Source organism: Streptomyces sp. NPDC039424, from assembly GCF_055639495.1.
Genome location: NZ_JBVKAI010000009.1, coordinates 48834 through 73668, shown reverse-complemented (window position 1 = coordinate 73668; position 24835 = coordinate 48834). Strand labels below are relative to the sequence as shown.

Annotated in this window: 22 protein-coding genes; 11 read left to right on the top strand and 11 right to left on the bottom strand. The window is 74.1% G+C overall.

The window, feature by feature from the left end:
• Positions 1-38: 38 nt before the first annotated feature.
• Positions 39-638, bottom strand: a complete 600-nt coding sequence (locus tag ACZ7L0_RS23025) for an N-acetylmuramoyl-L-alanine amidase (RefSeq protein ID WP_471244390.1) — start codon at positions 636-638, stop codon at positions 39-41.
• A gap of 411 nt (positions 639-1049) precedes the next feature.
• Between ACZ7L0_RS23025 and ACZ7L0_RS23020 the strand changes: the two genes are divergently transcribed.
• Positions 1050-1931 (top strand): DUF4232 domain-containing protein, encoded by an 882-nt coding sequence (locus ACZ7L0_RS23020; protein ID WP_471244389.1) that lies wholly within the window; start codon positions 1050-1052, stop codon positions 1929-1931.
• A gap of 3 nt (positions 1932-1934) precedes the next feature.
• On the opposite strand, the gene ACZ7L0_RS23015 is transcribed toward ACZ7L0_RS23020, so the two are convergent.
• The 3 genes from ACZ7L0_RS23015 to xylB form a co-directional block, all read right to left on the bottom strand.
• On the bottom strand, positions 1935-2426 hold the full coding sequence (locus ACZ7L0_RS23015) for an NUDIX hydrolase (RefSeq protein WP_471244388.1): 492 nt from the start codon (positions 2424-2426) through the stop codon (positions 1935-1937).
• Positions 2427-2492: 66 nt separating this feature from the next.
• Positions 2493-3701: an ROK family protein gene (locus ACZ7L0_RS23010; RefSeq protein ID WP_471244387.1), complete on the bottom strand. Its 1209-nt coding sequence runs from the start codon at positions 3699-3701 to the stop codon at positions 2493-2495.
• 55 nt (positions 3702-3756) lie between these two features.
• Positions 3757-5199, bottom strand: coding sequence for a xylulokinase (xylB, locus tag ACZ7L0_RS23005; protein WP_471244386.1), 1443 nt, complete (start codon positions 5197-5199; stop codon positions 3757-3759).
• A gap of 145 nt (positions 5200-5344) precedes the next feature.
• Here xylB and xylA point away from each other — a divergent pair, with 145 nt between their 5' ends.
• A complete protein-coding gene (gene xylA / locus ACZ7L0_RS23000; RefSeq protein ID WP_471244385.1) occupies positions 5345-6511 on the top strand; it encodes a xylose isomerase in 1167 nt (388 codons plus the stop codon).
• Positions 6512-6668: 157 nt separating this feature from the next.
• A complete protein-coding gene (locus tag ACZ7L0_RS22995) occupies positions 6669-7064 on the top strand; it encodes a hypothetical protein (RefSeq protein ID WP_471244384.1) in 396 nt (131 codons plus the stop codon).
• A 10-nt stretch (positions 7065-7074) separates the two neighbouring features.
• Here the strand turns inward: ACZ7L0_RS22995 and ACZ7L0_RS22990 are convergent, their stop codons facing one another.
• The 3 genes from ACZ7L0_RS22990 to ACZ7L0_RS22980 all read right to left on the bottom strand — a co-directional run bounded on the left by ACZ7L0_RS22990 (position 7075) and on the right by ACZ7L0_RS22980 (position 12673).
• On the bottom strand, positions 7075-8415 hold the full coding sequence (locus tag ACZ7L0_RS22990; protein ID WP_471244383.1) for an esterase-like activity of phytase family protein: 1341 nt from the start codon (positions 8413-8415) through the stop codon (positions 7075-7077).
• Between the two features lie 131 nt (positions 8416-8546).
• On the bottom strand, positions 8547-9845 hold the full coding sequence (locus tag ACZ7L0_RS22985; RefSeq protein WP_471244382.1) for an SWF or SNF family helicase: 1299 nt from the start codon (positions 9843-9845) through the stop codon (positions 8547-8549).
• Positions 9842-12673, bottom strand: a complete 2832-nt coding sequence (locus ACZ7L0_RS22980) for an SNF2-related protein (protein WP_471244381.1) — start codon at positions 12671-12673, stop codon at positions 9842-9844. Before ACZ7L0_RS22980 ends, ACZ7L0_RS22985 begins: the two co-directional genes overlap by 4 nt.
• Positions 12674-12971: 298 nt before the next feature.
• Between ACZ7L0_RS22980 and ACZ7L0_RS22975 the strand changes: the two genes are divergently transcribed.
• Both ACZ7L0_RS22975 and ACZ7L0_RS22970 read left to right on the top strand, forming a co-directional pair.
• Complete coding sequence (locus tag ACZ7L0_RS22975; protein WP_471244380.1) at positions 12972-13154, top strand: hypothetical protein; 183 nt, start codon at positions 12972-12974, stop codon at positions 13152-13154.
• Between the two features lie 152 nt (positions 13155-13306).
• Positions 13307-16705, top strand: a complete 3399-nt coding sequence (locus ACZ7L0_RS22970; protein ID WP_471244379.1) for a hypothetical protein — start codon at positions 13307-13309, stop codon at positions 16703-16705.
• A 42-nt stretch (positions 16706-16747) separates the two neighbouring features.
• Here the strand turns inward: ACZ7L0_RS22970 and ACZ7L0_RS22965 are convergent, their stop codons facing one another.
• From ACZ7L0_RS22965 to ACZ7L0_RS22955, 3 genes are all read right to left on the bottom strand, one after another.
• On the bottom strand, positions 16748-17575 hold the full coding sequence (locus tag ACZ7L0_RS22965) for a hypothetical protein (RefSeq protein WP_471244378.1): 828 nt from the start codon (positions 17573-17575) through the stop codon (positions 16748-16750).
• Positions 17576-17708: 133 nt separating this feature from the next.
• A complete protein-coding gene (locus tag ACZ7L0_RS22960; RefSeq protein ID WP_471244377.1) occupies positions 17709-18005 on the bottom strand; it encodes a hypothetical protein in 297 nt (98 codons plus the stop codon).
• A 139-nt stretch (positions 18006-18144) separates the two neighbouring features.
• Complete coding sequence (locus ACZ7L0_RS22955) at positions 18145-18747, bottom strand: class I SAM-dependent methyltransferase (RefSeq protein WP_471244376.1); 603 nt, start codon at positions 18745-18747, stop codon at positions 18145-18147.
• A 151-nt stretch (positions 18748-18898) separates the two neighbouring features.
• On the opposite strand from ACZ7L0_RS22955, the gene ACZ7L0_RS22950 reads away from it, so the two are divergent.
• The 5 genes from ACZ7L0_RS22950 (at position 18899) to ACZ7L0_RS22930 (ending at position 23804) form a co-directional block, all read left to right on the top strand.
• Complete coding sequence (locus tag ACZ7L0_RS22950) at positions 18899-19672, top strand: MHYT domain-containing protein (RefSeq protein ID WP_471244375.1); 774 nt, start codon at positions 18899-18901, stop codon at positions 19670-19672.
• Positions 19673-19725: 53 nt separating this feature from the next.
• Positions 19726-22248 carry a sensor histidine kinase gene (locus ACZ7L0_RS22945; protein ID WP_471244374.1) on the top strand — a complete coding sequence of 841 codons (2523 nt, stop codon included), beginning with the start codon at positions 19726-19728 and terminating at the stop codon, positions 22246-22248.
• Positions 22245-22682 (top strand): roadblock/LC7 domain-containing protein, encoded by a 438-nt coding sequence (locus ACZ7L0_RS22940; RefSeq protein ID WP_471244373.1) that lies wholly within the window; start codon positions 22245-22247, stop codon positions 22680-22682. The genes ACZ7L0_RS22945 and ACZ7L0_RS22940 overlap by 4 nt, the downstream gene beginning before the upstream one ends.
• Positions 22683-22704: 22 nt before the next feature.
• Positions 22705-23118, top strand: a complete 414-nt coding sequence (locus ACZ7L0_RS22935) for a DUF742 domain-containing protein (RefSeq protein ID WP_471244372.1) — start codon at positions 22705-22707, stop codon at positions 23116-23118.
• A gap of 71 nt (positions 23119-23189) precedes the next feature.
• Positions 23190-23804, top strand: a complete 615-nt coding sequence (locus ACZ7L0_RS22930) for a GTP-binding protein (protein ID WP_471244371.1) — start codon at positions 23190-23192, stop codon at positions 23802-23804.
• 17 nt (positions 23805-23821) lie between these two features.
• Here the strand turns inward: ACZ7L0_RS22930 and ACZ7L0_RS22925 are convergent, their stop codons facing one another.
• A complete protein-coding gene (locus ACZ7L0_RS22925) occupies positions 23822-24250 on the bottom strand; it encodes a PPOX class F420-dependent oxidoreductase (RefSeq protein ID WP_471244370.1) in 429 nt (142 codons plus the stop codon).
• A 92-nt stretch (positions 24251-24342) separates the two neighbouring features.
• Here ACZ7L0_RS22925 and ACZ7L0_RS22920 point away from each other — a divergent pair, with 92 nt between their 5' ends.
• The gene (locus tag ACZ7L0_RS22920; RefSeq protein WP_471244369.1) at positions 24343-24756 is read left to right on the top strand and encodes a roadblock/LC7 domain-containing protein; all 414 of its coding nucleotides are present in this window, start codon (positions 24343-24345) and stop codon (positions 24754-24756) included.
• Positions 24757-24835: the final 79 nt, after the last annotated feature.

The window sequence follows — 24835 nt, the reverse complement described above, 5'->3', positions numbered from 1 at the left end:
GGGACATCGTCACTCGGGGTGGTGACCCGGACAACCGGTCAGACGAAGTTGACCAGTCTGAGGTAGCGGACCCAGTCCCAGTTCGGCCCCGGATCGGTGTGGTCGGTCCCCGGTACCTGGTAGTGCCCGATGATGTGGGCCCGGTCCTTGGGGATGCCGTATGTGTCGCAGATCGCCGCCGTCAGCCTCGCCGACTGCTCGTACAGGGCGTCGGTGAAGTAGGCGGGCTGGTCCACCCAGCCCTCGTGCTCGATGCCGATGCTGCGCGTGTTGTAGTCCCAGTTCCCCGCGTGCCAGGCGACGTCCGCCTCGCGTACGCACTGTGCGACGTGCCCGTCGGCGGAGCGCACCAGGTAGTGCGCGGACACTTGCTTCTGCGGGTTCCGGAAGATGGTCAGCGTGTCGGTATAGGTCTCCTGGGTGACGTGGATGATCACGCGGTCGACCGCGTAGGTGTACGGGCGGCTGGACGCCGTGTAGTTGGAGGTGGTCGCCGGCTGCCACTCGGCGGCCGGGTAGTCGACGGCCTCGGTTTCGGCTCCGGCCCGCGTGCTGGGGAGCAGTGCGCAGGGGACGGCGGCCAGGGCGGCCCCCTTCAGCAGGCGTCTTCTGGTGGGGAGGGGTCTGTCCCGGTGCATGATGGGATTGCCTTCCGGTGTGGGGGCGTGCGGGAGCGCGGTCAGCGGTGGAGAGTCACGGCCGTCTCGCGCAGCCGTGGTCGTTGGTGTCGCACACCCTCGCCAACGGCGAATCGACCGCCCGGGTTGCGAACTGACACGCGTCCGGCTCAGACGTTTCCCCCGACATGTGTCTCCCCCCGATCATGTGTGTTCCGCGAGTACGCGAGGCCACGCCGGCAGCGCCTCGCGTGAATCACGGTACGGTGCTTGCGGGTTGGGCAGAAGGACGGCGAGCCGTTCCGTGGACGGCGGCTGTTTTGTGGACAACTCGGCCACTCGATCGAGTGAAGCGGGCCTGTGACGGCCCTGTGACCGGAGCAGTGGCTTCCGCCACAGCCCATCGTGGTCGCTTCCTGATCCACTCGGCGGATGCGTACCGTCCCCGCCGGCCTGTCCGCCGTCATCGGCCTGCTGCTCCTCACCTCCTGCACCCAGGCGGCGAGTTCCGCCGGTTCGTCCAACGGCCCGGCGTGCGGTACGGAGTTCTCCTCGCGGTCGGCGGCGCCCTCCGAGCCCGCCGCCGAGGAGACGGCCGGTGTCAGGGTCACCGATCCGGGGGGCGGCAGAGCGGGGGACTGCGCGGAGTTCCAGATCACCAACCACGCGACGGAACCCTTCACCTACACCGTCACCTTCGCCTTCCTCTCCGACTCCGGATCCCGCGTGGCCGACGGCTCCCGCATCGTGCCGTCCGTCGGACCCGGCCGGACGGTGACCGGCACCGTCGGCGTCGGCGACCTGCTGGGGGGCGCGCAGGGCTGGTCACGGGTGCGCGTCGACAAGGTCAGGAGCGTCCCCGTCGACGAGGCACCCGCCCCGGGCGGCCCCTGCCCGTCCTCGGGACTGCGCCTGTACGCCGACGAGGGGGACGCCGCCATGGGCCTGCGCGTGGTGGGCCTCCATCTGGTGAACTGCGGTACCCGGACCCAGCGCCTCACCGGCTACCCCCGGGTGGGCCCTCTCGACGAGGAACACCGGCCGGTCTCCGGTGTACGGATCCTGCACGACGGTTCGGCCATCGCCTCCGGCACCGGGGCCGACGGCCCGGCCCGCCCCTTGTCCCTGAAGCCGGGCGAGGGCGCCCACGCCGGTCTGGTGTGGCGCAACACCGTCCTCTCCGGTACCGCGCTCGACGTCCCGTACGTCAGGGTCTGGGCGAAGCCCGGCGCCGCGCCGGTGATGGTGACCCCGGAGCTGGACCTGGGCACCACGGGGAAGCTCGCCGTCGGCCCGTGGAAGCGGGACGCCTAGACATCACAGGGGCTCACCCTCCCGCAGACAGACGACACTTCCGGACAGCGCCGCCGTGCGCAGGGCGGTGAGGGTGCGGAGGCGGGCGGTGAGCGGCGTGTCGGTCAGCTCGTCGAGGGTGAACAGCCCATGGCGGTCGTGTTCGGCGCTGAGCCGGACCTCCGCCTCGGCGTCGAGGGTGCCGCCGTGGAAGAAGCAGTCGAGCACGGGTCCCGTCCCCAGGACGTCCACCCGGTGGTCGACGCCGATCAGGGCGGGGGTGGGGCCGAGTTCGATGCCGGTCTCCTCCCGCATCTCCCGCCGCGCCGCCGCCCACGGGTCCTCCCCGTGGTCGACCATCCCGCCCGGCAGCCACCACGTACCGGCGGTCGGCTGACCGGGTCCGTAGCGCAGGAGCAGGACGCGGCCGCGGCCGTCCAGCATCACCACGCACGAGGCCAGCAGGGCCTGCGGCTGGGTCCCGACCCACTCCTCACGGGGTAACCATTCCGTCACGTGTGCCTCCCTGGTGAACTCGACCATCGGTGAATCGTGTGCGGTACGGCCGGCCGTGCGCGGCCCTCAACCCCGCTCCGCCACCGTCGCCGGATCGTCGAGCACGGCGCGTATCACGGAGTGCGCGGCGCCGAGCAGCGGTCCCTCGGGGCCCAGGCGGGACACCGACACCGGGCAGGCGGGGCCCGCCGTCCGGCTCGCCAGCTCGGCCTCCAGCGACGGCAGGAGCCACGGCGACAGCCCCGCCAGCGCGCCGCCCAGGACGACGGACTCGGGGTCCAGCAGGTTGACCGCTCCGGTCAGGGCGATGCCCAGGGCGGTACCGGCGTCCTGGAGGGCCCGTCGTACACCCGCGTCCCCGTCGTCGGCGCGCCGGGCCAGGAGCCCGACGAGATCCTCACCCGGTTCGAGCCCGGCCGCGCGCAGAACCGCTTCCTCACCGGCGTACTGCTCCAGACAGCCGCGTCCGCCGCACGGGCAGCGGGGCCCGTCGGGGCGGACCGGCACATGCCCCAGCTCGCCCGCGAAGCCCCGCTTGCCGCGCAGCAGCCGGCCGTCCACGACGACCGCGGCGCCGATGCCGATCTCGGCCGACACGTGCAGGAAGTCGCCCGGGGTGTCCTGCCCGAGCCAGAGTTCGGCCAGGGCACCGAGGTTGGCCTCGTTGTCCACGGTCAGCGGTATGCCGGTGGGTAGCAGACCGCCGAGGTCCGTGTCGTGCCAGTCGAGGTTAGGGGCGCGTACGACCGTACGGCCGTCCCGCGCAACCAGGCCGGGTACGGCGACCGCGAGCCCGGCGGGCCACAGTCCCTCCCGCTCGGCCTCGGCCACGACCCGGCGGACGAGCGCGTCGAGCTCCTCCAGCACCGGTTCGGGCGCTCGGCCCCGGTTCGCGCAGTGCCGGACGGCCCGGGCCCGGACTTCGCCGCGCAGGTCCACCGCACACACCGCGAGGTGGTCGACGCCGATCTCCGCCCCGATCCCGGCCGGCCCCCGCCCGCTGAGCGCGAGCGCCGACCCCGGCCGGCCCACCCGGCCGGGCCGCTCGGGGCCCAGCTCCTCCAGCAGGCCGAACCGGATCAGCTCGTCCACCAGCGTCGAGACCGCCGCCCGCGTCAGGCCGATGCGCGAGGCGACCGCGGCACGCGAGAGCGGTCCCTCGGCGCTGACGGCGTGCATCACCCGGGCGAGGTTGCGGCGGCGCATGCCCTGCTGGGTGTCGGGCAGAGCCCGGCCGGGGCCGGCCGGGCGGCCCTCGTGCGGCGATGCGGTCATGCCTGAAGTCAGTCCTCGGTCCGTGGCCCTCGTGGGCGTGCCTGTGAGGGGTGGCTCAGCGGCCGTCCGCCCGCTCCAGCAGCGGGGCCGCGTCGGAGACTACCCCGGCGATCCGGGCCAGCGTCTCCTCGTCCCGCTCCACCGCGTCGAACACCGGTCCGGCCGCCGTGTTCCAGCGGCGGGCGACCGCGGCCGGGTCCTCGCCGGTCAGCAGCCCGGCCGCCTGCGCCGCGGCGCCCAGCGCGACCAGTTCCCTGGCCTCGGGCACCTGGACCGGCCGCCCCGACAGCCGCCGTACCGTCTGCTGCCAGGCCGAGCCCCGGGCACCGCCGCCGATCAGCAGCAGCGGCGCCGAGCGGTCCGCGTCCTCGTCGAGCACCAGGTCGAGCGCGCCGAGCAGGGAGTGCACGGCGCCGTCGTACGCCGCCTGCAGCAGCTGCCCGGCGGTGGTGTCGTGGCGCAGCCCGTGCAGCAGACCGGAGGCGTTCGGCAGATTCGGGGTGCGCTCGCCGTCCAGGTACGGCAGGAGCGTCACGGAGGTGCCGGGCTCGACGGCCTCCCGGTCCAGGCCCAGCAGGGTCGCGACCCGGTCGACCGCGAGCGTGCAGTTCAGGGTGCAGGCCAGCGGCAGCCAGTCGCCACGGGCGTCGGCGAAGCCCGCGACGGTGCCGCTCGGGTCGGCGGGCCGGCGCGTCGAGACGGCGTACACCGTGCCCGAGGTGCCGAGGCTGAGCACCGGGGTGCCCGGACGCAGCCCGAGGCCCAGCGCCGCGGCGGCGTTGTCGCCGGTGCCGGCGGCGACCAGGGTGCCCTTGGAGAACGGCAGGTCGTGGCTGTCGCGCACCGTCCCGGCCACCTCGCCCGGCCGCACCACCCGGGGCAGCAGCGCGGGGTCGAGCCCCACATGCGCGAGGATCTCCTCGTCGTACGCCTCGGTCCCGGACGCCCACCAGCCCGTGCCGGAGGCGTCGCCGCGGTCGGTGGTGCCCTGGCCGGTCAGGTGCCCGGTGAGGTAGTCGTGGGGCAGCCGGACGGCCGCGGTGGCACGGACCGCGTCCGGTTCGTGCTCGGCGAGCCAGGCCCACTTGGTCACCGTGAAGGACGCGCCGGGCACGCTGCCGGTCCGTTCCGCCCAGGCCTTCGGGCCGCCCAGCTCTTCGACCAGGCGGCGGGCCTGGGGCGCTGAACGCACGTCGTTCCACAGCAGCGCCGGGCGCACCGGCTCACCCCGGGCGTCCAGGGTGACCAGGCCGTGCTGCTGGCCGCCGATCGACACCGCGGCGGCCTCGTGGGCGGCGTCCCCGCACTGCTGGAGCGCCGCGCACAGGGCCTCCCACCACTGGCGCGGGTCGCTCTCCCGGCCGGCGCCCAAGGAGACGGTGTGCGGCGCCTGGCCGCTCGCCACGACCTGCCCGGTGGCCGCGTCGACGACCAGGACCTTGGTGGACTGGGTGGACGAGTCCACGCCGACGACGAGCGGACCCTCGGCTGCTGACATCGGGCTCTCCCTCTTTCCGCGGCTCGCGGGATCTGGTCTCGAGATCCGACCTCGAGGACATCTTGTCCCTTCCCAGGGACGCGAGCGCATACTAATTTGTAAATCGCCATGACGAAATAGTCGCAAGCGAGCAAGGAGCCGCGGCATGAGCTACCAGCCCACCCCCGAGAACAGGTTCACCTTCGGCCTGTGGACCGTCGGCTGGCAGGGACGGGACCCGTTCGGCGACGCCACGCGCCGCGCCCTCGACCCCGTCGAGACGGTGCAGCGCCTGGCCGAGCTCGGCGCCTACGGAGTGACCTTCCACGACGACGACCTGATCCCCTTCGGGTCCTCGGACAGCGAGCGCGAGTCGCACATCAAGCGCTTCCGCCAGGCCCTGGACGCGACCGGCATGACCGTGCCGATGGCCACCACCAACCTCTTCACGCACCCGGTCTTCAAGGACGGCGCGTTCACCGCCAACGACCGCGACGTGCGCCGCTACGCGCTGCGCAAGACCGTCCGCAACATCGACCTGGCGGTCGAGCTGGGCGCGAAGACGTACGTGGCCTGGGGCGGACGCGAGGGCGCCGAGTCCGGCGCGGCCAAGGACGTGCGGGTCGCCCTCGACCGCATGAAGGAGGCCTTCGACCTCCTCGGCGAGTACGTGACCTCCCAGGGCTACGACCTGCGCTTCGCCATCGAGCCCAAGCCGAACGAGCCGCGCGGCGACATCCTGCTGCCCACCGTCGGCCACGCGCTCGCCTTCATCGAGCGCCTGGAGCGGCCCGAGCTGTACGGCGTCAACCCCGAGGTCGGCCACGAGCAGATGGCCGGGCTCAACTTCCCGCACGGCATCGCGCAGGCCCTGTGGGCGGGCAAGCTCTTCCACATCGACCTCAACGGCCAGTCCGGCATCAAGTACGACCAGGACCTCCGCTTCGGCGCGGGCGACCTGCGGTCCGCCTTCTGGCTGGTCGACCTCCTGGAGAGCGCCGGTTACGACGGTCCCCGCCACTTCGACTTCAAGCCGCCGCGGACCGAGGACCTCGACGGGGTGTGGGCCTCGGCGGCCGGCTGCATGCGCAACTACCTCATCCTGAAGGAGCGTGCGGCCGCCTTCCGGGCCGACCCGGAGGTCCAGGAGGCGCTGCGCGCCGCGCGCCTCGACCAGCTGGCGCAGCCCACCGCGGCGGACGGCCTCCAGGCGCTGCTCGCCGACCGCACGGCCTTCGAGGACTTCGACGTGGAGGCCGCCGCCGCGCGCGGGATGGCCTTCGAGCACCTCGACCAGCTGGCCATGGACCATCTGCTGGGGGCGCGCGGCTGAGCGCACACACGCGCGCGTGCCGGTGCAGCGTACGCGCGCGTGCCGCCGACCGGCCCGCGCGCGCAGTGCGCCGGAATCGTACGGTCCGTGGCGTGAGCCGGTATCAACTTCCGTGCGCCGCTCGCCTCGTGGACCGCAGGCGGCGATGGTGGACGGTATGACCACACCGTCCGTACCGCCTCCGCCGCCCGGACCGCCGGGTGGCGGCTTCGGACCGCCCGCCGACGGTCCGGGCCCCGGCCCGCAGCGGCGCCGGGGCCCGCTCTTCGCCGTCCTCGCCGTGCTCGTCACGGCCGGGGCGGTCCTCGCAGTGGTGCTGATGGCCTCCGGGGACGACGGATCCCCGGACGACCAGAAGCCGGGGAGCGGCGCGAGCAGCGCGACTCCCCGGCCCTCGTTCAGACTTCCGACCGAGCTGCCCAGCAGGCTGCCGTCGGGGCTGCCCTCCAGGCTGCCTAGCGGTCTGCCGTCGGGGTTCCCCAGTGTGCTGCCGAGCGAGGTGCCGAGCGACTTCGAGTCGTTCGTCAGCTCGTTCCCGGACACGCTGCCCTGAGGCGGCGCCGTCAGATGCCGTGGGGCAGCCGGACGTACGTCACGGTCGTCTCGATGCCGCTGTCCACCAGCCGGCCCTGCGCGTCGAAGGCACCTGAGCCGTCCGTCATCCCGAAGTCGTTGTCGTTGACGAGCGCGAGCGTGTCGTCGTCCACGCGCGCGACGCCCTCGATCTTCCCGGGCACCCCGGAGACCTTGCCCAGGTCGACGACGAGGCGCTTGGCGAGCACCGGGACGCCCTCGGCCGCCGGGTCGTCCAGCTGCTCCAGGGACGGAGACGTCGTGTCGTCGTCCCAGGGGCCGTCCAGGATGTCCGCCTCGCGCCCCAGCTTCACCACCTGCAGCCGGGCCGCCTTGTCGGTGCGCTCCTCGACCAGCAGCCGGTCACGGCCCACGGCCACCACCGAGGAGATCTTGAGCTCCGAGGTGTCGTCCTCGCTCGGGTCGACCACGTTCACCGCGTCGAACCGGTAGGCGTACTCGGCGGTGACCGCCTTCTTCTTCGGCGAGAACCGCAGCAGACGGGTCGTCCGCGACGCGTCCCCGGCGTCCCCGTCCGGCAGCGAGAGCGGGCTCTGCAGGGCCAGTACCAGGTCGCCGCCGGGCAGCTTGGCCAGCCCCTCGAAGCCACGGTTGGTCTTCCGGTGCAGCAGCACGGACGGCAGCGCCTCCACGACCGGGTAGTCCGTGCCGGTGAGGCCGAGCCCCCGGGGGACGTAGCGCGTGAGCACCTTCCCACGCGCGGAGACGTGGATCAGTGACGGGCCGTACTCGTCGACGAGCCAGAAGGTCCCGTCCCCGGCCCGCACGATCCCCTCGGTGTCCACCCCGTTCGGGTTGTACGACAGCTGCGAGGCGGCGTCGTAGGTGTACGGCGCCTCGTCGCGGCCCTGCTGGTTCGGGAGCCCGGTGACGGCCTTCCCGGAGGACGTGGTGAGCGGGATCGCGTCGATCACCTTCACCGTGTCGCCGGACACCCGGATCTTCACGATCGCCGGGTCGAAGCCCGGCACCGGGAAGGTGCGGCGCTTCTGGCCGCTCACCTTGATCTGGCCGTTGGGGCCCCGGTCGGTCACCGTCCAGTACTCGCCCTTGCGGCCCGCCGGGTAGATGTCGCTGCCGATGCCGCCGAGGTCGATGCCCCGGTCGTCGCTCACGCTGCCGGGCAGCAGCGCGTCGCTGAACGCACCGAGGGGGATGTCACCGAGCGTCGCCGCGCGGGTGACATGCGCGTCCCCCGAGGGCGCTGCCGCGGCCGTGCCGGCCGCCACGAGGGCGGCGGCCAGGGCCAGGGGCAGACCGGAAGCGGCGGTACGGCGGACGCGGCGCCGTCCGGTGGTGTGCGAGGACATCGGGCCTCCTGATGGGCAACTTGACTGACCGTGGCCAGATTTGGCTCCTCGGCGGAACTGCGCGGGGACGGCGGGTGAACGCGGGGCGTCGCCCACTCGTCGGCTCGAGGGAGCCGCTCGGTGACGAGGCGTCAGTTCCCTTCCTCCGGCCGGTCCTCACCGGCGAGCCGCGCCGATGCCAGTGCCGTCGCCGGATCCCGCACCCCGCCGCCCACCGGAATCCAGCGCCCGCGCTCCTCGCGGTAGGGCCACCAGCGGCCGTCCCGTCCCAGACGCAACTGAAGCCCCGCTTCCGCAACGGTCCACCGGTTGTCCGAGGACAGCAGCGCCGGGCGTTCGTCCTCGTCCCAGGCCGCTTCGAGGGCGGCACGCGCGCGTGCGAGCGCCTCGCCCTCCACCGGCCACGTCTCGTCGAGCACGGCCAGTCCGGCCGCACCCCCCTGACGCCACGCCCGCACGGCCGTGGCCAGCCCCTCCCTGCCACGCCCCGACCCCTCGGCGAGCCGGTCCGCGACGGCCCCCGGCGGGTCACCGGCGGCAAGCCGTACGGCATCCAGCGCCACCGTCGGCTCCGGTGCGGATCCTCGTGGCTCTGGTGCGGATCCTCGCGGCTCCGGTGGGGCCCCGAGCGCTTCCGTGAGCAGCCGGTGCGCTTCGGTGGCGGTGCGCGCGGCCAGGTACTCCAGCGCCGCCGGATCGATCCCGGGGACGGGCGGGGCCTCGGTGTCCAGGGAGGGCGGTACGCCGGGCGCCTCCGGCAGACCGGGCAGGGAAGGCAGCGGTGGAAGGATGTCCCCGGCGGCCCAGGCCTCCAGCGCGTCCTCGCCCTCGGGCTCGGCGGGCGGCGTCTCGGGCGCGGCCTCGCGCAGCCGCAGTTCGTCGAGGAAGGCCCGCTTGCCTTGGCCCCGCAACAGCAACAGTACGAAGGGGTCCTCGTCCAGCAGCCGCGCCACCTGATGGCACAGCGCCGCCGTGTGCCCGCAGTGGTCCCAGGCGTCGCAGCCGCACTCCGGCTCCAGGTCGCCGAGGCCCGGCAGGAGGTCGATGCCCGCGGCCGCCGCGTCCTCGACCAGATGCGGCGGCAGTTCCCGGTCGAGCAGCGCCGCGAGATGCCCGGCCCGCTCGACGGCCAGGCGCAGGAAGCGGGCCCACTGCTCCTCGGACAGCTCCGGCAGCAGGACGTCCGCCCGGTGCGACGCGCCCGAGGGATCCCGGACGACCGCCGTGACCCGGCCCGGACGCACCGTCACGGCGCCGACCGCTCCCGCGCGCGCGAGCCTGCGCCCCGCCTTCACCTGTGCCGTGTCCAGCGCCGCGTCCTCCAGCGCCCGCACCCATGCGCGACCCCACCAGGTCTGCGCGAAGCCACGCCCGTGCGCGGGTGGCGGCGCGGCGAACGTACGCTCGGTGTCCTCGTCGTACCGGTTCATCGCGGCTCCCCTCGCAGCTGGACCAGATCGGTCAGTTCGGCGTCCGTCAATTCCGTGAGTGCCGCCTCGCCGGAGCCGAGCACGGTCTCGGCCAGGTTCCGCTTGCGGCTCAGCAGCTCCGCGATGCGGTCCTCGATGGTTCCCTCGGCGATCAGCCGGTGCACCTGTACGGGCCGGGTCTGGCCGATGCGGTACGCGCGGTCGGTCGCCTGCGCCTCGACGGCGGGGTTCCACCAGCGGTCGAAATGCACGACGTGCTCGGCCCTGGTGAGGTTCAGGCCGGTGCCGGCGGCCTTCAGCGACAGCAGGAAGACGGGCACCTCACCGTCCTGGAAGCGCCGCACCAGCGCCTCGCGTTCGGCGACGGGCGTCCCGCCGTGCAGCAGCCGCGAGGGCACGCCACGGGCTGCCAGATGCCGTTCCAGGAGGCGGGCCATGCGCACGTACTGGGTGAAGACCAGGACGCTCGCGCCCTCGGCCAGGATGGTGTCGAGCAGTTCGTCCAGCAGTTCCAGCTTTCCCGATCGTCCCGCGATTTTCGGCTCGTCCTCCTTCAGATACTGCGCCGGGTGGTTGCAGATCTGTTTGAGCCCCGTCAGCAGCTTCACGATCAGCCCCCGCCGGGACATGTCGTCGGCGATCGCGATCCGGGCCAGGGTCTCGCGCACCACGGCCTCGTACAGACCGGCCTGCTCGCTGGTCAGCGAGACGGCGTGGTCGGTCTCGGTCTTCGGCGGCAGTTCGGGCGCGATACCGGGATCCGACTTGCGGCGCCGCAGCAGGAACGGCCGGACGAGCCGGGCGAGCCGCTGTGCGGCGGCGGGATCCTGGCCGCCCTCGGCGGGCTGCGCGTAACGGGAGCGGAAGGTGCCGAGCCGGCCCAGCAGACCCGGGGTGGTCCAGTCCAGGATCGCCCACAGCTCCGACAGGTTGTTCTCCACGGGGGTGCCGGTGAGCGCCACGCGCGCGCGTGCGGGGACGGTGCGCAGTTCGCGTGCCGTCGAGGAGTACGGGTTCTTGACGTGCTGCGCCTCGTCGGCGACCACCATGCCCCAGGGCACCCCGGCCAGCCGCCGGGCGTCCAGGCGCATCGTGCCGTACGTGGTGAGCACGAACTCGCCGTCGGCCACCCCGGCCAGGTCGCGGCGGGAGCCGTGGAAACGGCGTACCGGCGTGCCCGGTGCGAAGCGTTCGATCTCGCGCTGCCAGTTGCCGAGGAGGGACGTAGGACAGACCACGAGGGTGGGACCGGCGGCGGAGGGGTCCGTCTGGCGGTGCAGATGCAGCGCGATCAGCGTGATCGTCTTGCCCAGGCCCATGTCGTCGGCCAGGCAGCAGCCCAGTCCCAGGGAGGTCATCCTGGCCAGCCAGCCGAGCCCGCGCATCTGGTAGTCCCGCAGCGTGGCGGCGAGGGCGGCCGGCGGTTCCACCGGCTCCTGCGCCTCCGGCTCCGCGAGCCGCTCCCGCAGCTGGGCAAGCCATCCGGTGGGCCGTACCTCGACGCGCCGGCCGTCGACCTCCGTAGAGCCGGTGAGCGCGGCGCCGAGCGCCTCGACCGGTGTGACCTCGCGGTCCTGGCGCCCCCGCGCCTCGCGTGCCTCCCGAGGGTCGATCAGGACCCACCGGTCGCGCAGCCTCACCAAGGGGCGCTTGGCCTCCGCGAGGAGGTCCAGCTCCTCCCGGGAGAGCTCCTGCCCGTCCAGCGCGAACCACCAGCTGAAGCTCAGCGGGACGTCGGCCGAGAGGAACGACGGCATCCGCGCGGTGTCGCCGCCGCGTCCCGTGTCGCCGTCCCGCGGGCCGACGGCGGCGTGGGTGGCCAGTTCGCGCGAGAGCTCCCTGGGCCAGTGCACGTCGACGCCCGCCGAGGCGAGTGCCCGGGCGCCCTCGCCCAGGAGCTCGGTGACCTCGTCGTCGGCGAGTTCGACGGCGTCCGGCACGCCCGCGGCGAGCAGCGGCGTCATGGGCGGCCAGGCGCGGACCGCGCGGCGCAGCGCCAGCAGGGCGTCCGTCCTCGCGCGCGGGCCGAACGCCCCGCCGACGGGACCGGACCCGGCCCACATCTCGGCGGCGTCCGCGACGAGCGCGGGGTCGCTCACGCCGTGCACCTGGAGCACGGCCCGGAACCGCTGCGGCACCTCGTCCGGCGCGGCGCCGCCGAGGCCGGGCACCTCCAGGCGCAGCGAGAGCCGTACGCCCGCGTCATGGCCCGCGGCGACGTCGTCGGCCCAGGCCCGCGCCTGGGGCAGCCGCGACGATTCCGGTGCCGCGTACGCCGGGCCACCCGTCACCAGAGGTGCGGCGGGGGAGCGGGGGAGGGCGTCCGCGACCGCGTCCAGGAAGGCGCGCAGCAGCCGCTCCGGGTCCGGCAGACGCGGCGGCTCGACGCCGGCCACCGGTACGGCGCGGGCCTCGGGCGGCATCGCGGCGGCCAGTTCGCGGACGAGTTCCGCGTCCCGTGCGGACAGCGGGCCCGCCCGCCAGGCGTCGTGATCCCCCGGCGACAGGCCGGGCAGCAGGAGGCCGCGTGCCAGGAAGTGCAGCGCGAACACGGCGGCCGTGCCCCAGAACGCGGTCGCCCGGTGTGCCTGCGCGGCGGCACGCGCGCGCGTGAGCAACGGCAGGGCCGCCCGCACCGGCAGCAGGACCGCGCGCACACGCACGTGCTCGACCCCGTGCGGGCCGGGCAGGACGACGGCCAGGTCCCTGGCGGAGCCCGACGCGACGGCCGGAGGGGCGCCGCCGTCGGACCGCCAGAAGGCGACGTCGCCGGTGCGAGCCGGGTCGGCCGGCAAGAACACGGCGCGGCAGCGGGCCAGTTCGGACATCTGAGAGGGTGGTGCCGGGGTGATCCGCTGCACGACTCTGCCGTACTCCTCAAATTTGACTACTTCGGTCGGAGTCGCCGAGGGTACAGCACTCGACGGTGGGACCGGAATGGTTACGCTGTGACCTGAGCCACTTCGGCGGCAGTGCGATACGAGGCAACGGCCGGAGGCGCCGGCTCTCAGGGGCGCGTAAGGGTCACGTCTCAGGGATGTCTCAGGGGCGAGGTCCGGAACCGCCGGACGCTCGGGCCCGTTTTCAGATCAGAGAGCGGCACTGGCCGCGAAGGAGGCGACGCTCATGTCGAAGAACGCGAAGATCGCCGCAGGGGGTGTGGCGGTCGGGCTCATCCTGTTGATATGGCTGCCCTGGTGGGTCTCGTTCCTGATCATCCTGGGAGTGCCGGCCGCCGCGTACCTCGCGCTGGATCCCTCGCAGCGGCGCAGGATGCGCCGGGTCACGCGCAAGGAACTCGGCCGCTGAGGTGCTGTGCCCCGCCCGGGCCCGCCCACGGCCCGGTCCGGGGGCGGCGGGGCGCGCCGCGTGTAATTCGCTTGCGGCACTGATCATCAGCGCACCATCATGACGGCCATGACGTATGGAAAGGAGGCCCAGCGGCTCCACGGTGAGCGCTGATGGCCGGTAACGAGGCGTCGCAGACGCCGTCCCCAGAGTCCCTCACCCCGCAGGCGCCGCTGACGCCCGCCTGGCTGAGGGCCCACTTCGACCCCCTGCCGTTCCCGGAACGGACGAGTGCCCTGGCGCGCTACGCCCGCACTCTCACCCCGCACGCCTACCGAACCCTCCACCACGCCCTCGACACCGGCGATCCCGACGAACGGCACACCGCCCTGTTCCTCGCCGTCGTACGGCGCGACGTGGACCAGGTGGCCGCCGCCCTCACGGATCCCCTGCTCGGAAGCCGGGCCCGGGCCGCCGCGATCCGGCTGCCGGTCCCCGAACCAGCCCTGGAACGCCTCGCCCTGAGCGACGTCAGGGCCACCCGGCACGACACCTTCCGGTTGCTCAGGCTGAGCCGCCGACACGCACTCGCCGCCCGGCTGCTGCCCCGGGTGCGCGAACGGCACGGGGCAGGGGAAGCGGCGGCGCTGCTGCCCGCGTGCTCCGCCGAGACCGCGCGGGACTGGCTGGACCGCGTCGACCCGCCCCACGGCGTCCTCAACTCCCTGGCGCGCACCGCGCCACGCGCCGTGGCCGAACACCTGGCGGCCCGGTTCGAGGCCCGCCCGCGGCAGGAGTCGCACCGCTTCATGAGCCGGTACCGCGCCGTCGCATCGGTCGCCGCCCGACGCGACCCCCACGCGGCCCTTCTGCTTCTCGAACGGGCACCGAGCCTGCTCACCCCGCACGGGATCCTCTCGGCGCTTCGCCGTCCCGCCGAAGCGGTCGCCGTGCTGCGCGCGGCGGAACCCGAAGCGGACGGCCGCCGGCCGGACCACTCCGTACCCGCGGGGCCGCTGCCACCGTCCGTGCGACGGGCGCTGCGCGAACTGCCCGCCGACGACCTCGCGTTCCTGGCGGAGCAGTGCCCCGCGACCGTCGGTCGCCGACGCGGCCCGGAACGGCGCGAGGTGACCCCCGACGGGCTGCTGGTGCTCCTGCCGCCGGCCGACCGGCGCCGCGTCGCCGAACGCCGGTTCGCGGGCGGCAGACGACCGTGGAGCGCCCCCCTCAGCATGTTCGCCGCCCTCACCCCGTCCGACCGCGCGGAGATGATCGAAGCCAGGCTGGACAAGCACGCGAGCCCCTGGAGACAGGCCCGGCTGGCCGCGGCCCTGCCGCTGGCGGACGCCGAACCGCTGCTGCGCGAACTCGCGGCGAACCACCGGTCCCACCACCGGGCCCTTGCCTGGCCCGCGCTGCTGGCCTGCGCGGAACTCGACGGCGACCCCGTGCAGTTCGCCCGGATCGCGGCCGACTGCGAACGGGCCTGGCACGACCAGGAGGAGGTGCGCCGCGCGACGCTGGAGCAACTCGCCGGTGCCGCACCACGGCTGCTGGCCGCCCTGCCCGAACGCGTCCTGCGCGACGCCGTGCTCACCACCGTCCAGTCGCGTGACACGACACGGGCCTGCCTGGCAGCCGCCGAGCGGCTGCTGCGCCGCGTCGTCGAACACGCCGCACGGGCCGGCCGGCGCGACCGCACCGTGTACACGGCCGGACTGCTCGGCCAGGTGGTCCTGGCGGCTACGGGGACCCGCACGGTGACCGCCCTGAGCGTGGACGAGGAGGCGGCCCGGGCCATCTGGGCGGCCACCTACGGGCTGGCGCGGAACCGGCCCGACGTGACCACGGTGCTCGCCGAACTCCTCGCCCACCGGCTGACCGCCCTGCCCACACTCGATGCCGAAACCCGACAGGTGGCGCTCACCTGTGACGACCCTGAACTCGCGGCCCGCGCGGCGGAGGTCTGGGTCCGGCCGCCGCGCCTGCGGGAGAGGCGCTGCGCCGAACTCGTGGCCCTGGACGCCACCTTCGCGACCGTCCCGGTCGTCCTGCGGACCGTCGCCGCCCGGCGCACGGACCTCCTGGACGCCGTCCTGACCGCCGCACGAGAACGCTTCACCGGGCGGGTACGGCCCCGCCCGGCGCCCTGGGCACCGAAGGTGCACCCCGGGCCGATGGGCCGGTGGCTGCCCGGCCAGCGGGAGGCGTGGTCCGAGCACCACGCGCGCGTGGCCGCCGACGAAACCGCCCCCCTGCGGACCCGGGCCGACGCGGCGGCGCTGCTGAGGGATGCCGAGCGGCTGACGGCACTCGCGCGGGAGGCCCCGCAGCCCGTGGCCGCGGCGGCCCTGGCCGCGCTGGGGGAGATCACCGACCGGACGCCGGAAGCCGCCCGCACCGGGCTGCGCGACACCCTGCTGCGGCACGCGGCGACCGGCGGGGTGCGGGGACGGGCCGCGCTGGCCGCGCTGCGGCGGCTCCTGGAGCGGGTGCCCGACCACGACGCCGTGGCCCTGCTGGCGCCCGTGGCCGCGGCCACCGACGCACCCGTGGGCACCCGCAAGGAGGCCGTCCGCGCGCTCGGCACCCTGGACGGCGCCTTCGATGCCCTCCTCGCGGCCTGGGACGCCCCGGGACAGCATCCGGACGTCCGGGCCGTACTGGCCCGCGCACTGCTGCCCGAGATCGACCGCCCGGGCGTGGCGGACCGGCTGCGCGCGGCGGCGGACGAACCCGCCGTACGGGACGCCGTCGTGCACGCGCGCGTGCGGCCGGTCCCCGACGCCAAGAGCGTGCCGTACCGGGCCTTCCTGGTGCGGCTCCTTGAGCAGGGCGGCGAGGACACCGCGGTGGCCGCCTGTCAGGCGCTGGGAGGTCTGCTGACGCCCGAGGCCACCGACGCCCTCGGAGCGCTCGGCGCGGCGATGGCGGACCCGGACCGCCCCCACCGGGTGTGGGAGGCGGCGGCACGGCAACTGGTGTGGTTCCCGCCGGGGCCGGTCGCCGAAGCCGCCGCCCACACCGCCCTGCGGGCCATGGCGGAACGCGCCCGCGCCGACGAGCCCGGGGTGCGCGTGGAGGCGTTGCGGCGTCTGCACGAGTGGGCGCGGGCCATGCGGCCGGGCATCGGGGGCGGCAAGGCGCTGCACCTCCTGGACAGCCTGGCCGACACGCTGGAGGCCGCCGGGCTGTGCGCCGATGCCGCGAGCCTCAGCTGGGAGGCCGCTCTGGAGGACGTACGCCACGGACGCCACGAACAGCACCGGTGGGAGCGGCTGGCGCGGCTGTGCGAGGCCGGTCCGGGACGCGTCCCGACGGCCAGCGACTATGTGCCCGTGGACTACGACCGCCCCGCCGTGCGCGCGGCCCTGCTCGCCGCCGCGCGCGGCCTGCGGGCACGTGCGACGGCCATGTCCGGGCTGCTCGCCCTGACCTTGGTGCGGGCCGGCGGCGCCAGAACGGACTGGGCGCAGCCGTGGCGGGCCGAGCTGGAGGCGCTGCGGGCCCACGAGGACCCGGACACCGCCATGGGCGCCCTCCTGGTCGACCCGGACGGGAGCGGGTGACCCCGGCCGCCGCGCGGGCGGAGCGCGGCGGCCCGGGCGGGGTCAGCTGGGCCGTACGGCCAGCTTGTCGAGCGCCTCCAGCAGGCCGGGCAGCTCCGGGCCCCGGCCCACCGGCAGCACCTCGCCGGGCTCCTCGTCGAGCAGCAGGAACGCCATGTCGTCGGTGCGGGCCACCATCGACCAGCCGGGGCCGTCGGCGCGCAGCGTACGGGCGTCCCCCGGAGCGAACGTCGAGCGGATCCGGCCGAGGGGCGGCGGAGCGTCCACATACGCCTGGGCCTCGGCCAGGGCGCGCCGGATGCCGCGGTGGCCCTTCGGCGCCTGCGCCCCGTCGCTCTCCCGCTCGGCCGAGCCGTCCGGGGCCGGGAAGTCCGCGTCGTCGATCTGTCCCCGCCACATGGCCCACTGCGACGCGATCTCGTCGGCGCCCAGACGGCGCTGAGCCGGTCCCCAGGAGGTGGTGTCCGGCGGCGCCAGCGGGGGGCGGTCCGCGATCTCGGCGCCCGGGTCGTGCGGCGCGGGCACGCCCGGAGCGGCCACGGCGAGTGCGAGGGGCCAGCCCGGCAGGGCGGCGACGACCGTGCGCTCGTCGGGCGACAACTCGTACTCCATGCCGCAGTCCCAGGACGCGATCGCGACGGCGACCAGCGAGACGTCGTCGATCACGACCGTCCAGCGCGCGCCGTCGCCGTCCTGGCCGAGCACCAGGCCGTAGCCGTCGGCACGGGGCGCGAGGTCGAGCGCCGCGCATGCCTCCGGATAGTCGTCGCCCAGCACGCTCGGAAACTGCGCAGGCGTCAGCAGCACCGCGGTGAGCACGTACAGCGCATCGTCCGCGGCGGCGACGGCCTCCTCGTCCGTCTCTGCCATCCCAGCCTCCCCAGTGGTTCGTCCAACGGCGCGCACCCTAGTGCGAGCGGAAGGCGGTTGTCACGACTCCCGCTCCACGCGGAGCTGCGGCTTTCCGCCTGGACAGGGCGAAAAGCCGCTCACCGGACGCCGCTCAGACCACCGGCAGCCCCAGTAGGTCGCGAGCCACCTTCTGGGGCGACTCGTCGCGTTCCCGGGCCAGCGCGATGACGGCCCGGCACGCCAGCTCGCTCACCCCGAACGACAGCGCCTCCGGCGACACCCAGGCCGCCGCCTCGTCGGCCCGGTCCTGGTCGTCCTCCGCGGAGGACGACACATAGACGGCCGCGGCTTCGAACAAATTGTGCGTGCGCTTGTCCTTGCCTCCGCTCTTCTCCGCCGGCGCGGAGACGGACAGCCTGGCTATTCTCTCGCGGATCCTGCCCCACATACGGATCACCTTCCCCCTGTGCCGCTTCGCCTGCTGAGCGTCGATCTGTTGCCATTCAACCTGGAGTTGGACCATCGGCGACAGAAGGGGGACGGTGCGGCGAAGCGACGCGTACGCATCCCCCGGAGCTACCCGGGTCCTACGAGGAGGCCCGGACCGCCAGCGCCAGGAAGCGGGCGTCCTCGTCGACATACGACGTCATGCGCCACCCCGAAGCGGCCAGCAGCGGGCCGAGGTTGGCCTCCGCGCGCAGGTCGTCCGGGGTGATCCGACGGCCCTGGCGCGCGGCCAGCGCGGCCCGGCCGACCGGGTGGAACAGGGCGAGGGCGCCGCCGGGACGCACCACGCGGGCCAGCTCCCGCAGGTTCTCCGCCGGGTGGGGCAGGTGCGCGATCAGCCCCGCGGCGAACACGGCGTCGAGCGACCGGGACCGCAGCGGCAGCGCGGCGACGTCGGCGAGCAGCAGCCGCCCGTCCCGGTGCCGCCCCGCCCGTACGGCGGCCTCCAGCATCGCCGGGGTCAGGTCGATCCCGACCACGAGGCCGGACGGCCCCACGGCCGCGCGCAGCGGCGGCAGAGCGCGTCCCGTACCGCAGCCGGCGTCGAGCACGCGGTCCCCGGCGCGCAGTCCGAGCTCGGCGACGGCCGCCGCGAAGGCCGGTCCGTCGTCGGGGAACTTGCCGTCCCAGTCGGCCGCCCGAGCCGTGAAGAACTCCTGGACGTGTGTGTGGTCATCGCTCATGCTGCGCATGATCCCTCACCGGCGTGGATGACGCCCGGCGCGCATGTTCGAGCGTGACGCGATCGTTCCGGCGCACGTCTGCGCCAGATTCCAACACCTTTCGAAATGCGCTCCCTTTGTACGCCCCTGCCAGGGCTAGCGTCCCGGGGCCATGGGACACCTGGACCACGCCTCCCTGGGCTGGCTGACGCCCGCGCTGTCATACGTGATGGCCTGCATCGGCGCCGCACTGGGGCTGCGCTGCACCGTACGCGCGCTCGGCACCACCGGCCGCGCTCGCCGCAACTGGCTCGTCACCGCGGCCTCCGCGATCGGCACCGGCATCTGGACCATGCACTTCGTGGCCATGCTCGGCTTCAGCGTCGGCGGCACCGACATCCGCTACGACGTTCCGCTGACCATCCTCAGTCTCCTGGTCGCCATGGTCGTCGTCTGCGCCGGCGTCTTCGCCGTCGGCTACAGCCGCGACCGCACCCGCGCGCTCTTCCTCGGCGGCCTCACCACCGGACTGGGCGTGGCGAGCATGCACTACCTGGGCATGGCGGCGGTGCGGCTGCACGGCGACGTGACCTACGACCCGCTGCTGGTCGGGGTTTCCATCCTGATCGCCGTGGTCGCCGCGACCGCGGCCCTGTGGGCCGGGCTCAACATCAAGTCGCCCATCGCGGTCACCCTCGCCTCCCTCGTCATGGGAGCGGCCGTCAGCAGCATGCACTACACCGCCATGTTCGCGGTCCGCGTGCACGTCACTCCCTCCGGCGAGGTCCTGCCCGGGGCCACGGCGATGCAGTTCATCTTCCCCCTCGCCGTCGGCCTCGGGTCCTACCTGTTCATCACCTCGGCCTTCGTCGCGCTCTCGCCGACGGCGGGGGAGCGCGAGGCATCCGCCTCCGCGCAGCGTCCGGTGCGCAGCCCGGCCCACTGACCGGCGCCCCGCCCGGCACCGCGTGCCCTGACCCACTCCCGAGCGAGGAGGCCATGCGTACACCCCGTAGGACCCCCACAGCAGGCGCGAAGACCTCGTCCGCGCCGCCCGTGCGCGGCCGTCGCGCACATGCCGGACCACCCGCCGACGAAGATGCCGGCGACCCGGCCGGCCCGGTTCCCGACGGCGCGCCCACGCGCGCGGGACGCCGCCGGATCCGGCCCCGGACCGTGCGGGCCAAGGTCGTCTGCCTGCTGATGGTGCCCGTCGTCTCCCTGCTCGCGCTGTGGGGCTACGCCACCGTCAGCACCGCCCAGGACGTGTCCCGGCTGCGTCAGTCGCAGCGTGTGGACGCCCGGCTGCGCGCCCCGCTCGCCCAGGCCGTCACCGCCCTGCAGACCGAGCGCACGGCAGCCGTGCGCTACGCGACCGACCCGGCCGCCGGCCACAGCGGCGACCTCCGGGCCCTCGCCGCCCGCACCGACCGGGCCGTGGGCAGGCTGCGGCTGGGCGACGACCACACCGTCGCCGACAGCGAGGAACTGCCCTCCGGTGTCGCACAGCGCCTGGAGGCCTTCGTCACCGGGGCCGAGCACCTGCGCACGCTGCGCACGGCGGTGCTCGACCGCCGCGCCGGCTGGGACGAGGCGTACGGGCAGTACACGCGGACCATCGCCACCGCCTTCGGCGTGGACGGCGCCCTCACCGGCATCCAGCAGGCCGATCTGGGCTCCGACGCGCGCGTGGTGCTCGAGTTCTCCCGCGCGCGGGAGGCACTGGCGCGGGAGGACGCGGTGCTTGTCAGCGCGCGCCTGGCGGGCGGCCTCTCGGGCGAGCGGCTGAGGCTGTTCACCGGCGCGGTCGACACGCGCCGCACACTCACCGAGTCCGCCGTCGCCGACCTGCCCGGCGGCCGGCGCACCGCCTGGCAGAAGCTCGCCGCGAGCGGCGCCTACACGACCGTGGGCACCCTCGAGGACAAGGTCCTCGCCGCCGCCCCGGGCCCCCGCGCGGTCGCCGCGGCCCCGGCGGCCACCTGGGACGCGGCCCACGCGCGCGTGCGGGACGGAATGCGGGCCATCGGGACGGACGCGGCGAGCGCCGTCGCAGGCCGGTCCGACCCGTACACCCGCGGTCTGCTCACCCCCGCGGGCGCCGCCGTCCTCTTCGGCCTCGCCGCCGTCGCCGCCTCGCTCGTCATCTCCGTGCGCATCGGACGCGCCCTCGTGGTCGAACTGGTCAGCCTGCGCAACAGCGCCCTGGAGATCGCCCGCCGCAAGCTTCCCGAGGCGATGGGGAGACTGCGCGCCGGGGAGGAGATCGACGTCCGGGCCGAGGCACCCCCGGGACCCCCCGCGGAGGACGAGACCGGCCAGGTCGCCGAGGCCCTCGGCACGGTGCACCGGGCCGCCCTGCGCGCCGCCGTGGAGCGCGCCGAACTCGCCAACGGCATCTCCGGGGTCTTCGTCAACCTCGCCCGCCGCAGCCAGATCCTGGTCCACCGCCAGCTGAGTCTGCTGGACAGCATGGAACGCCGCTCCGAGGACCCCAACGAACTCGGCGACCTCTTCCGCCTCGACCACCTCACCACCCGCATGCGACGCCACGCGGAGAGCCTGATCATCCTCTCCGGCGCGGCACCCGGCCGGGCCTGGCGGATGCCCGTCTCGCTGACCAACGTCGTCCGCGCGGCCGTCTCCGAGGTCGAGGACTACGCGCGCGTGGAGGTACGGCAGCTCCCCGAGGCGTCCGTCGTCGGCGCCGCCGTCGCCGACCTCACCCATCTGCTCGCCGAACTCGTCGAGAACGCCGCCCAGTTCTCACCGCCCCACACGCGCGTGCGCGTCACCGGCGAACCCGTCGGCAACGGCTACGCCCTGGAGATCGAGGACCGCGGCCTGGGCATGGGCGCGGACACCCTCACCGAGGCCAACCGGCGCATCGAGCAGTCCGAGGCGCTCGACCTGTTCGACAGCGACCGCCTCGGCCTCTTCGTGGTCAGCAGGCTCGCCGCACGCCACAGCATCAAAGTGCACCTGCGCACCTCGCCCTACGGCGGCACCACCGCCGTGGTCCTGCTGCCCACAGCCCTGCTGCACAGCGGCCCGGCGGAACCCGCCACCCGCTCGGCGGCGGACGCGGAGCGGGCCGAACACCGCGCTCACGCGCGCGTGCCCGGCGCCCGCTCACCCCAGGAGGCCGTGGCCGCGTCCGCCGACCGGCCCGCCCTAGCGGCCACCGGCCGGCCGTCGGTAAAACCCGTGACCGAAACCCCACCCCCGGGAGTCACCACCTTGCGGTTGCACCGCCCACCCGACGAACCCGAGGGCACCGGCGACCTCCCACGCCGGGTACGGCAGGCGAGTCTGGCGCCCCAACTGCGCGAACACCGCCCCGAGGAGCCGTCCTCGGCACCGGACGCGCGCGGCGACGACGGGCGCACCCCCGAGCTGGTGCGGGACCGCATGGCGGCCTACCGCGACGGCTGGGCCCGCGGCGGCGGCAGGCAACCCGGCCGCGGTGCCACCACCGGCCCCGAAGCGGGCAGCGACAGCAGTGAAGGAGACCCCGCATGATCCAGAACCCGGGCATGAGGGCCGCCCAGCGGTCCGGCGAACTCGACTGGCTGCTGGACGACCTGGTGACACGCGTGAGCGACATACGGCACGCCGTGGTGCTGTCCAACGACGGCCTGGCCGTCGGCGCCTCGACCGACCTGGAGCGCGCGGACGCCGAGCACCTCGCCGCCGTGGCCTCCGGCTTCCACAGCCTCGCCAAGGGCACCGGACGGCACTTCGGAGTGGGGGGCGTCCGCCAGACCATGGTGGAGATGGACGACGCCTTCCTCTTCGTGGCCGCCGCCGGAGACGGCTCCTGCCTCGCCCTGCTCACCGCCGTCACCGCCGACATCGGGCTGGTCGCCTACGAGATGGCACGGCTGGTCAAGCGCGTCGGCGAGCACCTCTACGCGGCCCCCCGGGTGGCCGCGCGGCCACCCGCCGCCGGATGAGGCGAGAGGGCGGCCGGCACCCATGACCGAGGACCCCAGAGGCGCCCCGTGGGAGCGGGGCAGCCAGTGGTACGACGGCGAGGCCGGGCCCCTGGTCCGCCCGTACGCCATGACCGGAGGTCGCACCAGACCCGGTCCCACCGGAGTGCGCTTCGACCTGATCGCGCTCGTCACGCTCGACCCCGGCGGCCCCGCCGCGGACGGCGACTCCGCCCTCGGCCCCGAGCACCGGGCGCTGGTCGACCTGTGCCGTACGGAAACCCAGTCGGTCGCCGAACTCGCCGCCGGCGCGGACCTTCCCGTGGGAGTGGTCAGGGTGCTCCTCGGCGACCTGCTGGAACTGGGCCAGGTCACGATCAGCCGCCCGGTGCCGCCGGCCCAGCTGCCCGACGAACGGATCCTGCGCGAGGTCATCGCGGGATTGCGGGCGCTGTAGATGACCGTTCACCACCCACCTGACCCACGCCCCACCGTCGACCGCAACCCGCACTCCCGAGAGAAGTGATCATGGTCTCCGAGCACTCCGACACCGCGGACACCGCGGACGCCGAGACATCCGCCCTGGCGCTGAAGATTCTGGTCGCCGGCGGATTCGGCGTGGGCAAGACCACCCTGGTCGGCGCGGTCAGCGAGATCCGTCCGCTGCGCACCGAGGAACTGCTGAGCGAGGCCGGGCAGTTGGTCGACGACACCGACGGTGTGGACCAGAAGGTCACCACCACCGTGGCCATGGACTTCGGACGCATCACCATCCGTTCCGGTCTGTCCCTGTACCTCTTCGGCACCCCCGGCCAGGACCGTTTCTGGTTCCTGTGGGACGAGCTGTCCCAGGGCGCCCTCGGAGCCGTGGTCCTCGCCGACACCCGGCGGCTGGAGGACTGCTTCCCGGCGGTGGACTACTTCGAGCACCGGCACATCCCGTTCGTCGTGGCCGTCAACTGCTTCACCGGCGCACGCGCCTACGGCGCCCACGACGTCTCACGCGCCCTCGACCTGGACCAGGGAACGCCCGTGGTCCTCTGCGACGCCCGCGACCGGGACTCGGGGAAGGAAGTGCTCATCCGTCTCGTCGAGTACGCCGGGCGGATGCACACCGCCCGGCTGCTCGACTCGGTGGGCTGACCGGCCGACGGCGGTCCTCAGTCGGCCAGGTCCTTCAGCGCCACCACCTTCTCGACGGCGACCCGGACCACGAGTTCACCCGGAACGCCGTTACGGGCACCGAACTCCTCGGCGCGCTCCTCACCCATGTACCGCGCGGCGATCCTGGTCGCCCAGTGCCGGACGTCGGCGAGATCCTCGGACACCCGGGCGCGGCCGTTGATCACCACGAAGTGGAAGGGTGGCCGGTCGTCGTCCACGCACAGTGCGACCCGCCCGTCACGGGTCAGATTGCGCCCCTTCACGGTCTCCTTGCCGGTGTTGAAGACCAGTTCGTCGCCGTCCAGCACGAACCAGATCGGCGCCACATGCGGGCTGCCGTCGGCCCGCACCGTGGACAGTTTGCCGGTGCGAGTGCCCGCCGAGACGAACGCCCGCCATTCCTCATCGGTCATCTTCTCTGCCATGCCCCCATCCTCCTTGCCCGGAGGGCGGTCGTGGGGAAGGCTGGCGGGGAGATCCTCCGGCCAGGGGGAGACGTCACACGGGGAGACGGAACATGGCGCAGAACCAGGGACTCGGCTGGCTCCTGGACGACCTGACCGGACGCGTGGAACACGTACGGCACGCGCTGGTCCTTTCCAACGACGGTCTGGTGACGGGGGCGAGCACCGGACTTCGCCGCGAGGACGCGGAGCACCTCGCCGCCGTCGCGTCCGGACTGCACAGCCTGGCCAAGGGTTCGGGACGTCACTTCGGCGCGGGCAGGGTGCGCCAGACGATGATCGAGTACGACGACGCCGTGCTGTTCGTCACCGCCGCCGGCAGCGGCAGCTGTCTGTGCGTGCTCAGCGGCGCGGAGGCCGACATCGGCCAGATCGCCTATGAGATGACGCTGCTCGTCAACCGGGTCGGCGAACATCTCGGCGTGGACGCCCGACAGCCCGAACGCGCACCGAAAGAAGACCTCTGACCTGGTCATTCATCCTCCGCGTGGAGTTATCCACAGGCTCGCCACGAGATGCGCCGAACCGGCTACGGTTTTTTCACGG